Annotated in this window: 12 protein-coding genes; 6 read left to right on the forward strand and 6 right to left on the reverse strand. The window is 60.5% G+C overall.

Annotation, left to right across the window (positions count from 1 at the left end):
- The first annotated feature begins 143 nt into the window (after nt 1-143).
- A complete protein-coding gene (locus JEM67_RS00820) occupies nt 144-1,136 on the forward strand; it encodes an acyltransferase (protein WP_199636397.1) in 993 nt (330 codons plus the stop codon).
- Here JEM67_RS00820 and JEM67_RS00825 read toward each other — a convergent pair.
- The 5 genes from JEM67_RS00825 to xylA form a co-directional block, all read right to left on the reverse strand.
- On the reverse strand, nt 1,131-2,054 hold the full coding sequence (locus JEM67_RS00825; protein WP_199636398.1) for a GlxA family transcriptional regulator: 924 nt from the start codon (nt 2,052-2,054) through the stop codon (nt 1,131-1,133). The genes JEM67_RS00820 and JEM67_RS00825 overlap by 6 nt on opposite strands.
- Nucleotides 2,054-2,608, reverse strand: coding sequence for a cysteine hydrolase family protein (locus tag JEM67_RS00830; protein ID WP_199636399.1), 555 nt, complete (start codon nt 2,606-2,608; stop codon nt 2,054-2,056). Before JEM67_RS00830 ends, JEM67_RS00825 begins: the two co-directional genes overlap by 1 nt.
- Before the next feature lie 99 nt (nt 2,609-2,707).
- Nucleotides 2,708-4,102: an amidohydrolase family protein gene (locus JEM67_RS00835; protein WP_199636400.1), complete on the reverse strand. Its 1,395-nt coding sequence runs from the start codon at nt 4,100-4,102 to the stop codon at nt 2,708-2,710.
- Between the two features lie 144 nt (nt 4,103-4,246).
- Nucleotides 4,247-5,698, reverse strand: a complete 1,452-nt coding sequence (gene xylB, locus JEM67_RS00840; RefSeq protein WP_199636401.1) for a xylulokinase — start codon at nt 5,696-5,698, stop codon at nt 4,247-4,249.
- 172 nt (nt 5,699-5,870) lie between these two features.
- Nucleotides 5,871-7,190, reverse strand: coding sequence for a xylose isomerase (xylA, locus tag JEM67_RS00845; protein ID WP_199636402.1), 1,320 nt, complete (start codon nt 7,188-7,190; stop codon nt 5,871-5,873).
- A 355-nt stretch (nt 7,191-7,545) separates the two neighbouring features.
- Here xylA and xylF point away from each other — a divergent pair, with 355 nt between their 5' ends.
- The 4 genes from xylF to xylR all read left to right on the forward strand — a co-directional run bounded on the left by xylF (nt 7,546) and on the right by xylR (nt 12,549).
- On the forward strand, nt 7,546-8,541 hold the full coding sequence (gene xylF, locus JEM67_RS00850; RefSeq protein ID WP_199636403.1) for a D-xylose ABC transporter substrate-binding protein: 996 nt from the start codon (nt 7,546-7,548) through the stop codon (nt 8,539-8,541).
- Nucleotides 8,542-8,570: 29 nt separating this feature from the next.
- Nucleotides 8,571-10,112 (forward strand): xylose ABC transporter ATP-binding protein, encoded by a 1,542-nt coding sequence (locus JEM67_RS00855; protein WP_199636404.1) that lies wholly within the window; start codon nt 8,571-8,573, stop codon nt 10,110-10,112.
- Nucleotides 10,090-11,274, forward strand: coding sequence for a xylose ABC transporter permease XylH (gene xylH / locus JEM67_RS00860; RefSeq protein ID WP_199636405.1), 1,185 nt, complete (start codon nt 10,090-10,092; stop codon nt 11,272-11,274). Before JEM67_RS00855 ends, xylH begins: the two co-directional genes overlap by 23 nt.
- Nucleotides 11,275-11,370: 96 nt before the next feature.
- The gene (gene xylR, locus JEM67_RS00865; protein WP_199636406.1) at nt 11,371-12,549 is read left to right on the forward strand and encodes a D-xylose utilization transcriptional activator XylR; all 1,179 of its coding nucleotides are present in this window, start codon (nt 11,371-11,373) and stop codon (nt 12,547-12,549) included.
- Nucleotides 12,550-12,602: 53 nt separating this feature from the next.
- Here xylR and JEM67_RS00870 read toward each other — a convergent pair whose 3' ends face one another.
- The gene (locus JEM67_RS00870; protein ID WP_013810982.1) at nt 12,603-13,457 is read right to left on the reverse strand and encodes a LysR family transcriptional regulator; all 855 of its coding nucleotides are present in this window, start codon (nt 13,455-13,457) and stop codon (nt 12,603-12,605) included.
- Between the two features lie 126 nt (nt 13,458-13,583).
- Here JEM67_RS00870 and JEM67_RS00875 point away from each other — a divergent pair, with 126 nt between their 5' ends.
- A complete protein-coding gene (locus JEM67_RS00875) occupies nt 13,584-14,783 on the forward strand; it encodes a cyanate transporter (protein WP_199636407.1) in 1,200 nt (399 codons plus the stop codon).
- Nucleotides 14,784-14,847: the final 64 nt, after the last annotated feature.

A 14,847-nucleotide genomic window follows, 5' to 3' on the forward strand; every position in this document is an offset into this window, starting at 1 on the left:
TATTTTGCCGCCAATTGTTCACCTTAGCAACGATAAGGTGTTGTTTCAGCACATTCTGATATTTCGCTTTTGGGTTGTCGCCGCGCCCTGCGCTCTATAACCTCTTATTAACATAAAAATATGACACAACGTCGGGCACCGTTTTGAGCACTAAAATTGGCTGGATAGATAACCTGCGCGCGGTGGCGTGCATGATGGTGGTGATGATCCACGCCACCACCTATTACGTCACCAAGGGTATGGCGGTGGGGGAACATAACTGGGACATCGCCAACGTGCTGAACGGCATGTCGCGCGTTTCGGTGCCGCTGTTTTTCATGATTTCCGGCTATCTGTTTTTCGGCGAGAAAAGCGCCGGCAAAAAACATTTCATCCGTATTGGCTGCTGCATCCTGTTCTACAGCCTCATTGCGCTGATCTATATCGCGGCCTTCACCAAAATCGGCTTCTGGCCGTCGCTGCGTGGCATGCTGCAAAAACCGGTGTTTTATCACCTGTGGTTCTTCTATGCGATTGCGGTGATTTACGTGCTCTCGCCGCTGATCAGCGTCAAACCGGTCTCGCGCCGTTATCTGGCCGGGGTACTGGTGATCCTGGCGGTGATTGCCAACCCCAATACCGGTGCGGTGACCGTCGGCAACGCTCACCTGCTGCCGGTCAATCTGTATATCTACGGCGATACCTTCTATTACCTGCTGTACGCGCTGGCCGGGCGGGCGATTGGCATGATGGACACCGGACGGCGCGGCATCAGCTGGCTGGCGGCGCTGGGCTTTGTACTCAGCGTGGCGCTGATTGTTCGCGGCACCAAAAGCCAGATGCTCATCAACGGCAGCTTCGCCGATACCTTTTACATCTACTGCGGCCCGCTGGTGTTTATCGCGGCGGTATCGCTGCTGGTGTGGTTTAAGAACTGCCTGCCGGATCCGATCGGCTGGTTGGGCATTTTTTCCCGCCATTCGCTGGCGATCTACGGTTTTCACGCCATTATCGTCAACTTTATGCGCAGTCGGCATCTTGAACTCACCGCTCATCCGCTGCTGGATATCTTCTGGGTATTCGGTGTGGCGCTGGCGCTCAGCCTGCTGCTGTCGATGGGGCTGCAAAAGCTGGATACCCGAAGGTGGGTGTCATAACGGGTTTTGCCCGCGCTGTTGTGCACGCCGCAGCTGGCGGCCGGACGAGAACCCGGCCGCCAGCGCCGCTTTCTCAAGCCCATAGCCTTGTTGCAGCCGCTGTTGCGCCACGGCCAGCCGCAGCTGTTCATGATATTCCCGCACGCTGATGCCGATATGGCTGCGGAACAGCCGCGCCAGATGGCGGCTGCTGACGTGGGCTTTTTCCGCCACCTGCGGCACTGACCATTCGGCCTCCGGCTCGGCGGTCATCACGTCCTGGGCGCGGTGGACCGCCGGGTGCAGATGATTGCGATAGCGCAGCCACGGTGAAAGCTGCGGGTCGTCGGCGGAACGGCGGAAGTACACCACCATTTCGCGGGCGACCTCCATCGCCCGGGTTGCGCCGCACTGGCGGTTGATCAGGTGCAGCGCCAGATCGATACCGGCGGTAATGCCGGCGCTGGTGTAGACGCTGCGGTCTTCGACAAAAATGCGGTTTTCTTTCACCAGCGCTGCCGGTGCCTGCAGGCGCATGCGTTCGAGCACGTCATGGTGAGTGGTGCACTGGTAGCCGTCGAGCAAGCTGGCCTGCGCCGCCAGCAGCGCACCGGAACACACGCAGACCAGCGTGATGCGCCGGCTTTGCAGATCGGGTTGCAGCGCCGCCAGCCAGCGGCGGGCCTGTTCGGCTTGCGGGTTGGCAAAGTAGCGGGCCGAATCGCTGACCCCCGGCACCACCAAAATCGCGCCGTCTTCCAACCGGGCGGGCAGCGGCTCCAGCCGGCTCAGCGTCATACCGATGGAGCAGGTTATCTGCGGCTCCGGGCCGATGTAATGCAGGCTGAACGTTCCGGCCAGGCGCAGGGTTTCGGCCGGGCCGCTGACGTCCAGCGACAGCACCTGGGGCAGCATCAGAAAGTAGACGGCCTGCGGCATTATGACTCCTGTGACAGTTGCGCCAGCACCTCATCCACGCTGGCGAGCTGGGCGAAACGGTCGACCAGCACCGTCTCAGTATGCCGCTTGAGCTGTTCGGTGGTAAAGACCTGGCCGTCGGGGTGATGCATCGGGAACGTCAGGGTCGCCTCGGTGACGAAGGTTACTCGATAACCGAGATCGCTTGCCACGCGGGTGGTGGTTTCGCAGCATTGCTCGGTACGAATGCCGGAGATAATCAGGTGATTGATCTCCCGCTCACGTAGCCAGGCGTCCAACCCGGATTCGGTCAGCGCGTTATGCACCTGCTTGTGCACGGTAACGTCCGCCTGGTGGCTGAGGAACGGCAGGCGCTGCACGAAACCGGACGCCAGCGAGAATGGCCCCTGCGGGGAAACGTGGAACACGTCGACCAGCGCCACGCCCTGCCGACGGCAGCCTTCAATTAATGTTGTAAGCGCCTGCTGGAAAGCGGGCAGATCGTCCTCTTGCCAGAAAGGGCGATGCTGGAATGATTGCTGAACATCGATGATCAATAATGCGCTGTGTGACATTTTCGGCCTCCGCCTGTGGGGTGTAACGCCATACTGCGCCGTTATCCTGCAGGGAAGAAGGCCAAAAACGGCCATCATGATGGCATCAGCGGACCAGCATCAGGCTTTGCTGACCTGGCCGGCGACCAGACGGCCCCGATGGAAGGTGGCGCGGCGAGCGGGCAAGCGGGCCACCGCCTCGGCGGAGCAACTGGCGTTGATCAACACGAATTCCGCGCTGTCGCCGGCTTTGGGCCATGCGCGTTGGCCTTTGTCGTTCAGCGGCAGCACGCCGCCGGTGGAAATGGCCAGGGCGCGCGACAGATGGAACTCATCCGAACCGCGATACAGCTGGGCGTAGAGATTGGCTTTTTCCAGAATGTCGCCGGTACCGAACGGTGACCAATGGTCGATCACGCTGTCGGTTCCGGTCATCACAAATACCCCTTTTTCACTGAGCTGCGGCAGCGGCATCATCAGCCCGCCGATCGGCACCGTGGAGGCGAGGGTGATTTGCTGCGCCGCCAGGCGGGTGGCGGTTTCTGCCAGCTCATTCGGGTTCAGCGTGGTCAGGGCGAACGCGTGGCTGATGGTGACCTTACCGCGTAGCCTAGGGTTTTTTTCTACGGTGGCGATCATGTAGTTAATCGCCGCTACCCCGGCGGGGCTGGTTTCATGCAGGTGGATGTCGATGCCTTTGCCGGTGTCGAGCGCAATCTGGAACATCGCGTCCAGCGATTTCTCCATCGCACCGTCGACGTTGGTCGGGTCCAGCCCGCCGACGTATTGCACGCCCATCTGCATGGCCTCGCGCATCAAGCCGTCGACTTTAGAATGCAACAGGCCGTGCTGCGGGAAGGCGACGATTTCGCAGCTGAAATCCGCCCGGTGATTTTCCAGCGCACGTTGCAGGTGCTCCAGGCTTTTCAACCCGCTGACCGGATCGATATTGCAGTGGCTGCGCGCTACGGTGCTGCCTTTGGATTGCAACAGGGCGATCAGGTTTTCCGCGCGCTGCTGCGAGGTCGGCAGCAGTTTGGGGATCAGCGTCTGTTCCAGCGCGATCATGTCCATGATGGTTTTGCCCTGGCGTGGGCGCGGTGCCTGCCACGGGCCGCTGTAGAAGGTTTTGTCCAGATGGATATGCATGTCGCGGAACGCCGGCAGCAGCAACTGACCCTGTGCCTGATAGCGCGGCACGCCCGCGATCGGCGCCACATCCGCTGCGTGGATGGCGGCAATGTTGCCGTCTTTGATTTCCAACTGGTAGAGCGCGGTGCGGGTGCCGATCACCGTATCGCCATCGTATTCGAAACCCTCCTCCAGCCGTACGTCGCTCAGCACGTAGTGATTGTCGGTCAGGGTCATGGGTTTCGCCTCCGGCGCACAGTGGCCACCAGCCTGTGGTGCGGCCTGCGCCACGCCGCCGGTCAGCCCGATCACCGCGCAGGCGGTGGTTAGCTTGCCGGTTTGGCTGAGGAAAGCTCTGCGGCTTTGTTGTTGGGTTTTTTCCACGTTCAGTTCCTTAATCCAGAGGTGAGGTGCGTCAAAAAACATCCACCAATTTAGGAGAGGAACCCGCAGGTTGGCAGCGACATTTGCCACTGGCGACTATTCGATTTGGTAATAATGAGGGGCAGGGTTACTGCCCCCAGGGCCTCACATCAGCGGCAACAAACAGGTATACAGCTCGCGGAACGTGCTGCGCCGCGCGGCGTAGTGTCGATGGCGCTCGGCATCCGGTTCGTGCAGCTGTTCCAGCGGCAATTCGGGCAGCAGGTCGCTCAGCGGGCGCTGCGGATTCAGGGCGATCTGCGCCAGACGCGCGGCCCCCAGTGCCGGACCGACGTCGCCGCCGGTGCGGTATTCCAGCCGTTGGCCGCTGATATCCGCCAGCATCTGCCGCCAGAACGGGCTGCGTGCGCCACCGCCGATCAAGGTGATGCTCGAAGGTTGCAGGCCGCTGGCGTGCAGCACGTCCATGCCGTCCGCCAGGGCAAAACCGACGCCTTCCAGCACCGCGCGCGCCAGATCGTTTGGCCCGTGCTGGTGGGTGAGCCCCCAGAACGCCCCTTTGGCGTTGGGATTGTTATGCGGCGTGCGTTCGCCGGAAAGGTAAGGCAAAAACCACAGCGGGGCTTCCGCCGGAGGGGCTTGTTCGACGTTGCGCAGCAGGGTGGCGACGCTGTCGACATTGGTCAGTTTGCAGACCCAGTCCAGGCAGGAGGCGGCGCTGAGCGTCACCGACATCAGGTGCCAGGTGTCGGGCAGCGCATGGCAGAAGCTGTGCACCGCGCTGGCCGGGTTGCTGAGAAAGCCGTCGCTGACCGCAAAGTACACGCCCGAGGTGCCGAGCGACAGCATGGCTTGCCCGGCCTGATACAGCCCAACGCCGATCGCCCCGGCGGCATTGTCGCCGCCGCCGGCCACCACCGGCACCGGTGGCATTCCCCAGCGCCGTGCCAGCTCGATGTGGGTCTGGCCGGTGATTTGATTGCCTTCGAACAGCTGTGGCATGTGGCGGCGCGACAGGCCGCAGGCGGCCAGCATCTCGTCGCTCCAGTCGCGCTGCGCTACGTTCAGCCACCCGGTGCCTGCGGCGTCCGACATATCGCTTGCGAATTCACCGGTCATGCACCAGCGCAGATAATCTTTGGGTAACAGCACATTATCGATCTGGCTGAACAGGTGCGGTTCGTGCTGTTGCACCCACAGCAGCTTAGGTGCGGTGAAGCCGGGCATCATCAGGTTGCCGGTAATCTGCCGCGATTGCGGCACCGCCCGCTCCAGCGCCTGGCACTGCGCGGCGCTTCTGCCGTCGTTCCACAGAATGGCCGGGCGCAGCACCCGTTGACGGTCATCCAGCAGCGTGGCGCCGTGCATCTGGCCGCTGAGGCCAATGGCCTTCACCTGTTGCAGACTGTGCTGCTGGCCCAGCGCCAGCATGGCGCGATCGGTGGCGTGCCACCAGTCCTGCGGCGCCTGTTCTGACCACAGGGGATTAGGGCGGGAGATGGGCAGCGCTTCACTCTGGCTGGCGAGCAGTTGGCCCTGCTCACCGAGCAAAATGATTTTTACGCCGGAGGTGCCGAGATCGATGCCGATGTACATGATTGAGATCCTTTAAGGCGCGGTGGACGGTGCGCCGCGCGGGTATGCCCTTCATTCTTCAAGCTGCATCTGTGTTGGCTGCCTGCGCCCACCCCTGTCACGTACTGGCTGTACGTTCCCGGGGATGCGCTTAGTTGCCGCCATGATGCAACTCGAATTATTTTGGGCATAGTTAACCGAACAGGTAGCGGTTCATCAGGTTCTCGAGGTGCTCCTGACGGCCGCTGGCGTGCTGCGGCGCCAGTGCATGTTGTTCAGCGTACTGCGCCAAGGCTTCCAGCGACAGTTTGCCCTGCAAAATTTGCTGGCCCAGCTCACCGTTCCAGCCGGCGTAACGTCGGGCGACCTGCTGAGGAAGTTGGCCGTCGGCGGTCATCCTGACCGCCACTTTCAGCGCCAGCGCCATCGTGTCCATCGCACCGATATGGCCGTAGAACAGATCGTATTTGTCGGTGCTTTGGCGGCGGACCTTGGCGTCGAAGTTCAGGCCACCGGTGGTGAAACCGCCGGCCTTGAGGATTTCGAACATCACCAGGGCATTTTCCTCCACGCTGTTGGGGAACTGGTCGGTATCCCAGCCCAGCTGCGGATCGCCGCGGTTGGCGTCGACCGAGCCGAAGATGCCGAGCGCGATGGCGGTGGCGATCTCATGATGGAAGGAGTGCCCGGCCAGGGTGGCGTGGTTGGCCTCGATATTGACCTTGATCTCCTTCTCCAGCCCGAACTGCTTCAGGAAGCCGTACACCGTGGCGACGTCGTAGTCGTACTGGTGCTTGGTGGGTTCCTGCGGTTTGGGTTCGATCAGCAGCGTGCCCTGGAAGCCGGTTTTGTGTTTGTGCTCCACCACCATTTGCATAAAGCGGCCAATCTGCTCGCGCTCCTGGCGCAGATCGGTATTCAGCAGGGTTTCGTAACCTTCGCGCCCGCCCCACAGCACGTAGTTCTCGCCGCCCAGTTGATGGGTGGCGTTCATGGCGGTGAATACCTGCGTTGCCGCCCAACTGAACACTTCCGGATCCGGGTTGGTGGCCGCGCCTGCGCCGTAGCGCGGATGGGTAAAGCAGTTGGCGGTGCCCCACAACAGCTTCACGCCGCTACTTTGCTGCTTTTCCGCCAGCACGTCGGTCATCACCGCAAAGTTATTCAGATACTCTTTCAACGAAGCGCCTTCCGGCGAAACGTCGACGTCGTGGAAGCAATAGTAAGGCACGTTCAGCTTGTGGAAGAATTCGAACGCCACGTCGGCCTTGCGTTTTGCCAACGCCAGCGCATCGCCCGGTTGCTGCCAGGGCCGATCAAAGGCTCCGACGCCGAACATGTCCGCGCCGTTCCAGCAGAAGGTGTGCCAGTAACAGGCGGCGAAGCGCAGGTGGTCGGCCATGCGTTTGCCGAGCACCAACTCATCGGGATTATAGTGGCGGAAAGCCAGCGGGTTATTGCTGTCGGGGCCTTCATAGCGAACTTGCTCAAGCTGATCAAAATAGGATTGCATTTTCGACTCCTGGGTAGCGATGCCCGATTTACGGGATGCATTTATCTTCGGAGTTAGAACCCTGTGGCTCAATTACGTTATTTCACTCTTAAATTCACAGAATTATTAAATGTGCGGTAGATCTCATAATAGGCGTTTAAGCGCGTTTCATTTGAATTTTATGGCGCACGAAGGTTTTTTTCAGGGTGAAAGCATGACCGCCATCATAAAAACAACATTAAACCAAAAAACATAATTCGCCGGTAAAAATCTGTAATTGCCGAAGAGTAAATAACCGACAACAATCCGCTCTAAGCTGATTCACCGGCCCGTTTCAATTATTACCCTTACACATTAAATAACAAAGGTATATAAGATGAAATTAAAACCCCTGTTCCTTTCGGTCTGCGCGCTGCTGGCGCTGGCCAGCCAACCGGCCATGAGCAAAGAAATCAAAATCGGCATGGCGATCGACGATCTGCGCCTGGAGCGCTGGCAAAAAGACCGCGATATTTTCGTCAGCAAGGCCAAAACATTGGGGGCGGATGTTTTCGTGCAATCGGCCAACGGCAATGAAGAAACCCAGATGGCGCAGATAGAAAACATGATCAACCGCGGCGTCGACGTGCTGGTGATCATTCCCTATAACGGCCAGGTGCTGAGCAACGTCATCAGCGAGGCCAAGCGGGAGGGCATTAAGGTATTGGCCTACGATCGCATGATCAATAACGCCGATATCGATTTCTATATCTCCTTCGATAACGAAAAGGTCGGTGAACTGCAGGCGCAAAGCCTGGTGCAGCGGGTGCCGCAGGGGAATTATTTCCTGATGGGCGGTTCACCGGTGGATAACAACGCCAAACTGTTCCGTCAGGGCCAGATGAAGGTGCTGCAACCCTTGATCGACAGCGGGAAAATCAAGGTGGTGGGCGATCAGTGGGTTGATGGCTGGCTGCCGGAAAACGCATTGAAAATCATGGAAAATGCGCTGACCGCTAACAGCAATCATATCGACGCGGTGGTGGCCTCCAACGACGCGACCGCCGGCGGGGCGATCCAGGCGTTGGCTGCGCAGGGGTTGGCGGGCAAGGTGGCCATCACCGGCCAGGACGCCGATCTGGCGGCGGTGAAGCGCATCATGGCCGGCACCCAGACCATGACGGTTTATAAGCCGATCAGCAAGCTGGCCGATGAGGCGGCGAGCATTGCCGTGCAACTGGGCAAAGGCGAAAAACCCAAATCCAACGCGACCTTGAATAACGGCGTCAAACCGGTGCCGGCCTGGTTATTGACGCCGATCCCGGTAGATAAATCGAATATCGACAGCACTATTATTGCCGACGGTTTCCATAAAAAAACCGACCTTAATTAATACCGATATCCGGTGACGTGGAGGGAATAATGCCCTGCCTATTGGAAATGAAAAATATCACCATGCAATTCGGCGCAGTCAAGGCGGTGGATAATGTCAGCCTGCAACTGGAGGCCGGCCAGGTATTATCGCTGTGCGGTGAAAACGGGTCGGGAAAATCCACGCTGATGAAAGTGCTGTGCGGAATATATCCGCACGGCAGTTATCAGGGTGATATTTATTTTTCCGACGAGGTGTTAGCGGCAAAAAATATCCGCGAAACCGAGAAAAAAGGCATTGCCATCATCCATCAGGAATTGGCGTTGGTGAAGCAGATGACGGTGCTGGAAAACATGTTTCTCGGCAACGAACAGTGTCGCCGTGGGGTGATGGATTACGACGCTATGTACTTGCGCTGCCGGCGCATGCTGGCGCAGGTCAAGCTGGAGGTGGATCCCAATACCCGCGTCGGCGAGTTGGGGCTGGGGCAGCAGCAACTGGTGGAGATCGCCAAGGCACTCAACAAGCAGGTACGGCTGCTGGTGCTGGATGAACCGACGGCGTCGCTGACCGAAAGCGAAACCGCCACGCTGTTGGCGATCATTCAGGATCTGCGCGATCACGGCATCGCCTGCATTTACATTTCGCACAAGCTGAACGAGGTGAAAGCGATCTCGGATCTGATCTGCGTGATCCGCGACGGCAAGCATATCGGCACGCGGCCGGCGGCGGAGATGAGCGAAAAAGACATTATCGCCATGATGGTGGGGCGCGAACTGACCGAGCTGTACCCGCAACAGCAGCATGCGATCGGCGACGTGATTTTGCAGGTGGATAACCTGACCGCCTGGCACCCGGTGAACCGCCACGTCCGCCGGGTGGATGAGGTGTCGTTCAGCCTGCGGCGCGGCGAAATTCTTGGCGTCGCCGGGTTGGTCGGCTCCGGCCGTACCGAGACCATGCAGTGCCTGTTCGGCGTTTATGCCGGCCGCTGGCAGGGCAGCATCCGCATTAACGGCCAGCCGGCCGTTATCGATAATTGCCGACAGGCGATGCGCCACGGCATCGCCATGGTGCCGGAAGACCGCAAGCGCGACGGCATTGTGCCGGTGATGGGCGTCGGGGCGAATATGACGCTGGCGGCGCTGAGCGATTTCAGTGGCGTATTGACGGTGATCGACGATGCGCAGGAGCAGGCGACCATTCGCCAGTCGCTGGCGCAACTGAAGGTGAAAACGTCGTCGCCCGAGCTGGCGATCGCCAGGCTGAGCGGCGGCAACCAGCAGAAGGCGATTTTGGCCAAGTGCCTGCTGCTGAAGCCGAAAATCCTCATTCTGGATGAGCCGACCCGCGGCATCGATATCGGCGCAAAACAGGAAATCTATAAATTAATCAATCAGCTGGTACAGCAGGGTATCGCGGTGATCGTGGTGTCTTCGGAACTGCCGGAAGTGCTGGGCCTCAGTGACCGCGTGTTGGTTATGCATCAGGGGCGTATCAAGGCGTCGCTGGAGAACCGGGGTTTGACCCAGGAACAGGTGATGGAAGCCGCATTGAGGAGTGAAACCGATGTCGAAAAGCACGCAGTCTGACGCGATAACGCAGGAAATTGCAGAGAAAAAGCCCATTATGAAGCTGAAATCCATCAATTTTCAGGTGTTGGTAATGCTGGCGGCGATCGCCGTCATTATGCTGTTCTTTACCTTTACCACCGAGGGCGCCTATCTCAGCGCGCGCAATGTCTCCAACCTGCTGCGCCAGACGGCGATTACCGGCATTTTGGCGGTGGGCATGGTGTTCGTGATTATTTCGGCGGAGATCGACTTGTCGGTCGGTTCGATGATGGGGTTATTGGGCGGGGCGGCGGCGATTTTTGACGTCTGGCTCGGCTGGCCCCTGCCGCTGACCATCGTGGTTACGCTGCTGGCCGGCCTGCTGCTGGGCGCCTGGAACGGCTGGTGGGTGGCGTACCGCAAGGTGCCGTCGTTTATCGTCACGCTGGCGGGCATGCTGGCCTTTCGCGGCATTCTGATCGGCATCACCAACGGCACTACGGTAGCGCCGACCAGCGGCGCCATGTCGCAGATCGGCCAGAGCTATCTGCCGAGCGGTGTGGGTTTTGGCATCGGCGCCGTCGGGTTGATGCTGTTCGTTGCCTGGCAATGGCGGCGACGCAGCCGACGTGCGCAGCTTGGGTTGCCGGTGGCCGCCGCGACCGGCGACGTGACCCGGCAAAGCCTCCTGGCGGTGGTGGTGCTGGGGGCCATTTATCTGCTCAATGATTACCGCGGCGTACCTACGCCGGTACTGATCCTCACCGCGCTGATGCTGGCGGGGATATTTATGGCTACCCGCACCGCTTTTGGCCGCCGGATTTATGCCATCGGCGGCAATATCGACGCCGCGCGCCTGTCGGGGGTCAACGTCGAACGCACCAAGCTGGCGGTGTTCGCCATCAATGGCCTGATGGTGGCGATTGCCGGGCTGATCCTCAGTTCGCGGCTGGGTGCCGGCTCGCCGTCGGCGGGCAATATCGCCGAGCTGGATGCCATTGCCGCCTGCGTGATTGGCGGCACCAGCCTGGCCGGCGGCATCGGCAGTGTAGCCGGCGCGGTGATGGGGGCGTTTATCATGGCGTCGCTGGATAACGGCATGAGCATGCTGGACGTGCCGACCTTCTGGCAGTACATCGTCAAGGGCGCGATCCTGCTGCTGGCGGTGTGGATGGACTCCGCCACCAAGCGCCGGGCATAAGAATCGCGTTTGAGCTCACAGTTATGAGGTAATGCTTTCTGCTCTCGAAGATAGCTGTGCTATCCCAGAGAGCAGTTTATATATCGGGGATGCCGCATGTTCGCGAAGCGCTTTCGCATTACGTTACTGTTCAACGCCAATAAAGTGTATGACCGCCAGGTGGTCGAGGGCGTCGGCGAGTATTTACAGGCTTCACAGTGTGACTGGGACATCTTTATCGAAGAGGATTTTCGCTGCAGCATCGACAACATCAAGGACTGGTTGGGCGATGGGGTGATCGCCGATTACGACGATCGCGAGATTGAGCGGTTGCTGCATAACGTCAATGTGCCGATCGTCGGCGTTGGCGGCTCCTATCACCGTGAGGAGGACTACCCGCCGGTGCACTATATCGCCACCGATAATCAGGCGCTGGTGGAGGCGGCGTTTATGCACCTGAAGGAGAAGGGGATCAATCGCTTTGCTTTTTATGGCCTGCCGGCGGAAGGCGGCAAACGCTGGGCGCAGGAGCGCGAACAGGCTTTCCGTCAACGGGTGGCGGCGGAGCAATATCAGGGCGTGGTGTATCAGGGCATGGCCACCGCGCCGGAGAACTGGCAGTACGCGCAGAACCGGCTGGCGGATTGGGTGCAGACCCTGCCGCAGCAGACCGGCATCATCGCCGTGACCGACGCGCGGGCGCGCCATTTGCTGCAGGTGTGCGAGCACCTGGATATCGCGGTGCCGGAGAAACTCTGCGTGATCGGCATCGATAACGAAGAGCTGACGCGCTACCTGTCGCGGGTGGCGCTGTCGTCGGTGGCGCAGGGCACCCGGCAGATGGGTTACCGCGCCGCCAAGTTGCTGCATCAGTTGCTGGACCGCCGCGAACTGCCGCTGCAACGTATCCTGGTGCCGCCGGTGAAGGTGATTGAACGCCGCTCCACCGATTTCCGCTCGCTGCGCGATCCGGCGGTGATTCAGGCCATGCATTACATCCGTCATCACGCCTGCAAGGGCATCAAGGTTGAGCAGGTGCTGGATGCGGTCGGCATGTCGCGTTCCAACCTGGAAAAACGCTTCCGGGATGAGACCGGCGAAACCATCCACCATATGATCCATCAGGAAAAGCTGGAGCGCGCCCGTAATCTGCTGACGGCGACCTCGCTGACCATCAACGAGATCTCGCAGATGTGCGGCTACCCGTCGTTGCAATATTTCTATTCGGTGTTCAAAAAAGGCTATGACGCAACGCCCAAAGAGTACCGCGAACGCCACGGTGAAACCGGGTATTAAGGGGTGTAGCCATAATGGCTACAAACGTAGCGAATCAGGCTACATCGTTATTCTCACACCAACCCGCAGAACGCCTTCAGCCGCTCGGCCAGCGCCGGGGTGGCGGCGGGGGCGCTGTCGCGGTAGTAAAGCGCCAGCTCGAAGCTGCCGACCGGCGGTAACCCCTCGGCGATGCCCAGCACCCGGTGGCTCGGTAACCGGCAGCCAGCCGGCAACAGGGTGACGCCCAACCCGGCGGCGGAGGCGGCGGTGAGTGCCGCCAGGCTGGCGCTGCTGTAACCGATGCGCCAGCGCTTGCCGAGGTTATCCAGCGCCTGACACAGCTCCTCACGGTACAGGCCATTGAGCGGAAACACCGCCAACGGCACCGGGGATTGTTCGATCGCCGGAAAGGCCAAGCTGTCGAGCCACAGCAGCGGTTCCGGCCTGGCGGCGCGCGGCGGCTGGCTGCGGCGCTGTTTGACCAGGATCAGATCCAGCTCTTCGCGGGCGTAGGCGCTGTGCAGATCGGCGCTCAGGCCGCTGGCGACGTCGAGGCGCAGATGCGGGTGCGCACGGCTGAATTCCGCCAGCAGCTCGGTGGTCGGCGCCGCGAAATCCTCCGGCATCCCCAGCCGCAATACCCCGTCGCGCCAGATGCCGGTCAGCGCGTCGTGCGCTTCTTCATTCAGCGCGATAATCCGCCGCGCATAGCTCAATAGCTTAACGCCTTCTTCGGTCAGCAACACCTGATGGGATGAACGTTCAAACAGCGGCTTGCCGAGCATCTCCTCCAGCCGCCTTACCTGCTGGCTGACGGTCGATTGCGACAGGAACACCCGATCCGCGGCGCGGGTGAAGCTGCCGCTGTCGCAGACCGCGACAAAGCTGAGCAATAACTGCGGATTGAACATTGGGTAACGATTCATTTTCCCACTGCCGGCTATTTTATTATTTAATTTCCCAATACTAGCGGCGATGCCTACAGTAACGCAACGCTGTGGCGCACAGGCTGTGACGTTGCACTCTTCATCCCGCAAGACCAGGATTATGCCGTGTTAAATCATTCCGTTTCCCCCGCCACCCCGCGCCGCTGGTTTAATCCGCTGCTGTGGGCACTGGTACTGATTGGCCTGAATATGCGGCCCTTGTTGACCTCTGTCGGCCCGCTGCTGCCGACGCTGCGGCAGGCCACCGGGCTGAGCTTTGGCGGCGCTGCGCTGCTGACTACCTTGCCGGTGCTGATGATGGGGCTGATGGCGCTGGCGGGTGGGGCGATCAACCGCCTGTTCAGCGAACGGGCCAGCGTGGTGCTGAGCCTGCTGGCGATCGGCCTCGGCGCCGCCTGGCGCGAACTGGCGCCGGGCAGCGCGCAACTGATGCTGAGCGCGGTGCTGGGCGGGCTGGGGATTGGGGTGATCCAGGCGGTGATGCCCGGCATTATCAAGCATCACTTTCTCAAGCAGATGGCGTTGGTGGCCGGGCTGTGGTCGGCGGCGCTGATGGGTGGCGGCGGGCTGGGGGCGGCAATAACGCCGTGGCTGATGAGCGCCGGGCATGACTGGCACAGCGCGTTGGCCTGGTGGGCTGCACCGGCGCTGGTGGCGTTGATCGCCTGGTGGCCGGTCAGCCGTGGGCTGGCTCGCCTTGCGCCATCCGGCGCTACTGCCGGCCCGAGCCTGCTGTTCAGCCGCCGCGCCTGGCTGCTGGGCACTTATTTTGGTTTGATCAACGGCGGTTATACCAGCCTGATCGCCTGGCTGCCGCCGTATTATATGCAGCTTGGCTGGCAGCCGCAGGCCAGCGGAACGCTGCTGGCGCTGATGACCTTCGGCCAGGTGATTGGCGCGCTGTTGCTGCCGGCGGTGGCGCGGGCGCAGGATCGTCGGCCGCTGTTATGGTTGGCGCTGGCGCTGCAACTGATCGGTTTTATCGGCCTGATTTACCTGCCGCAGACGCTGCCGTGGCTGTGGGTACTGATCGCTGGCCTGGGGTTGGGCGGCGCCTTCCCGCTGTGCCTGGTGCTGGCGCTCGATCATATCCCGCACCCGGCGGCGGCGGGGCGGTTAGTGGCGTTTATGCAGGGCATCGGTTTTCTGCTGGCAGGGGTGACGCCGTATCTTTCCGGCCTGCTGCGCGACTACAGCGGCGGCTTTACGCTGGACTGGCAAATCCATGCGCTGCTGGTGGTGGTGTTGATCGCCATCACCGGGCGTTTTCATCCGCGCAGCTACCGGCAGGCATTCCGCGAATAATATTTCTGTCATTGCGGCTCCCTATAGTGACGTTGCTTTTACCTCGGGGCGATAACAACAATTA

The sequence above is a fragment of the Serratia sp. PAMC26656 genome (assembly GCF_016469055.2).
In the GTDB taxonomy this organism is placed as follows: domain Bacteria; phylum Pseudomonadota; class Gammaproteobacteria; order Enterobacterales; family Enterobacteriaceae; genus Serratia; species Serratia plymuthica.

What these genes read in the sequence shown, in the direction of transcription:
- JEM67_RS00825 (WP_199636398.1), bottom strand. Translation starts at nt 2,054, where the DNA reads ATGCCGCAGGCCGTCTACTTTCTGATGCTGCCCCAGGTGCTGTCGCTG.
- JEM67_RS00830 (WP_199636399.1), bottom strand. Translation starts at nt 2,608, where the DNA reads ATGTCACACAGCGCATTATTGATCATCGATGTTCAGCAATCATTCCAG.
- xylB (WP_199636401.1), bottom strand. Translation starts at nt 5,698, where the DNA reads ATGTACATCGGCATCGATCTCGGCACCTCCGGCGTAAAAATCATTTTG.
- xylA (WP_199636402.1), bottom strand. Translation starts at nt 7,190, where the DNA reads ATGCAATCCTATTTTGATCAGCTTGAGCAAGTTCGCTATGAAGGCCCC.
- xylF (WP_199636403.1), top strand. Translation starts at nt 7,546, where the DNA reads ATGAAATTAAAACCCCTGTTCCTTTCGGTCTGCGCGCTGCTGGCGCTG.
- JEM67_RS00855 (WP_199636404.1), top strand. Translation starts at nt 8,571, where the DNA reads ATGCCCTGCCTATTGGAAATGAAAAATATCACCATGCAATTCGGCGCA.
- xylH (WP_199636405.1), top strand. Translation starts at nt 10,090, where the DNA reads ATGTCGAAAAGCACGCAGTCTGACGCGATAACGCAGGAAATTGCAGAG.
- xylR (WP_199636406.1), top strand. Translation starts at nt 11,371, where the DNA reads ATGTTCGCGAAGCGCTTTCGCATTACGTTACTGTTCAACGCCAATAAA.
- JEM67_RS00870 (WP_013810982.1), bottom strand. Translation starts at nt 13,457, where the DNA reads ATGAATCGTTACCCAATGTTCAATCCGCAGTTATTGCTCAGCTTTGTC.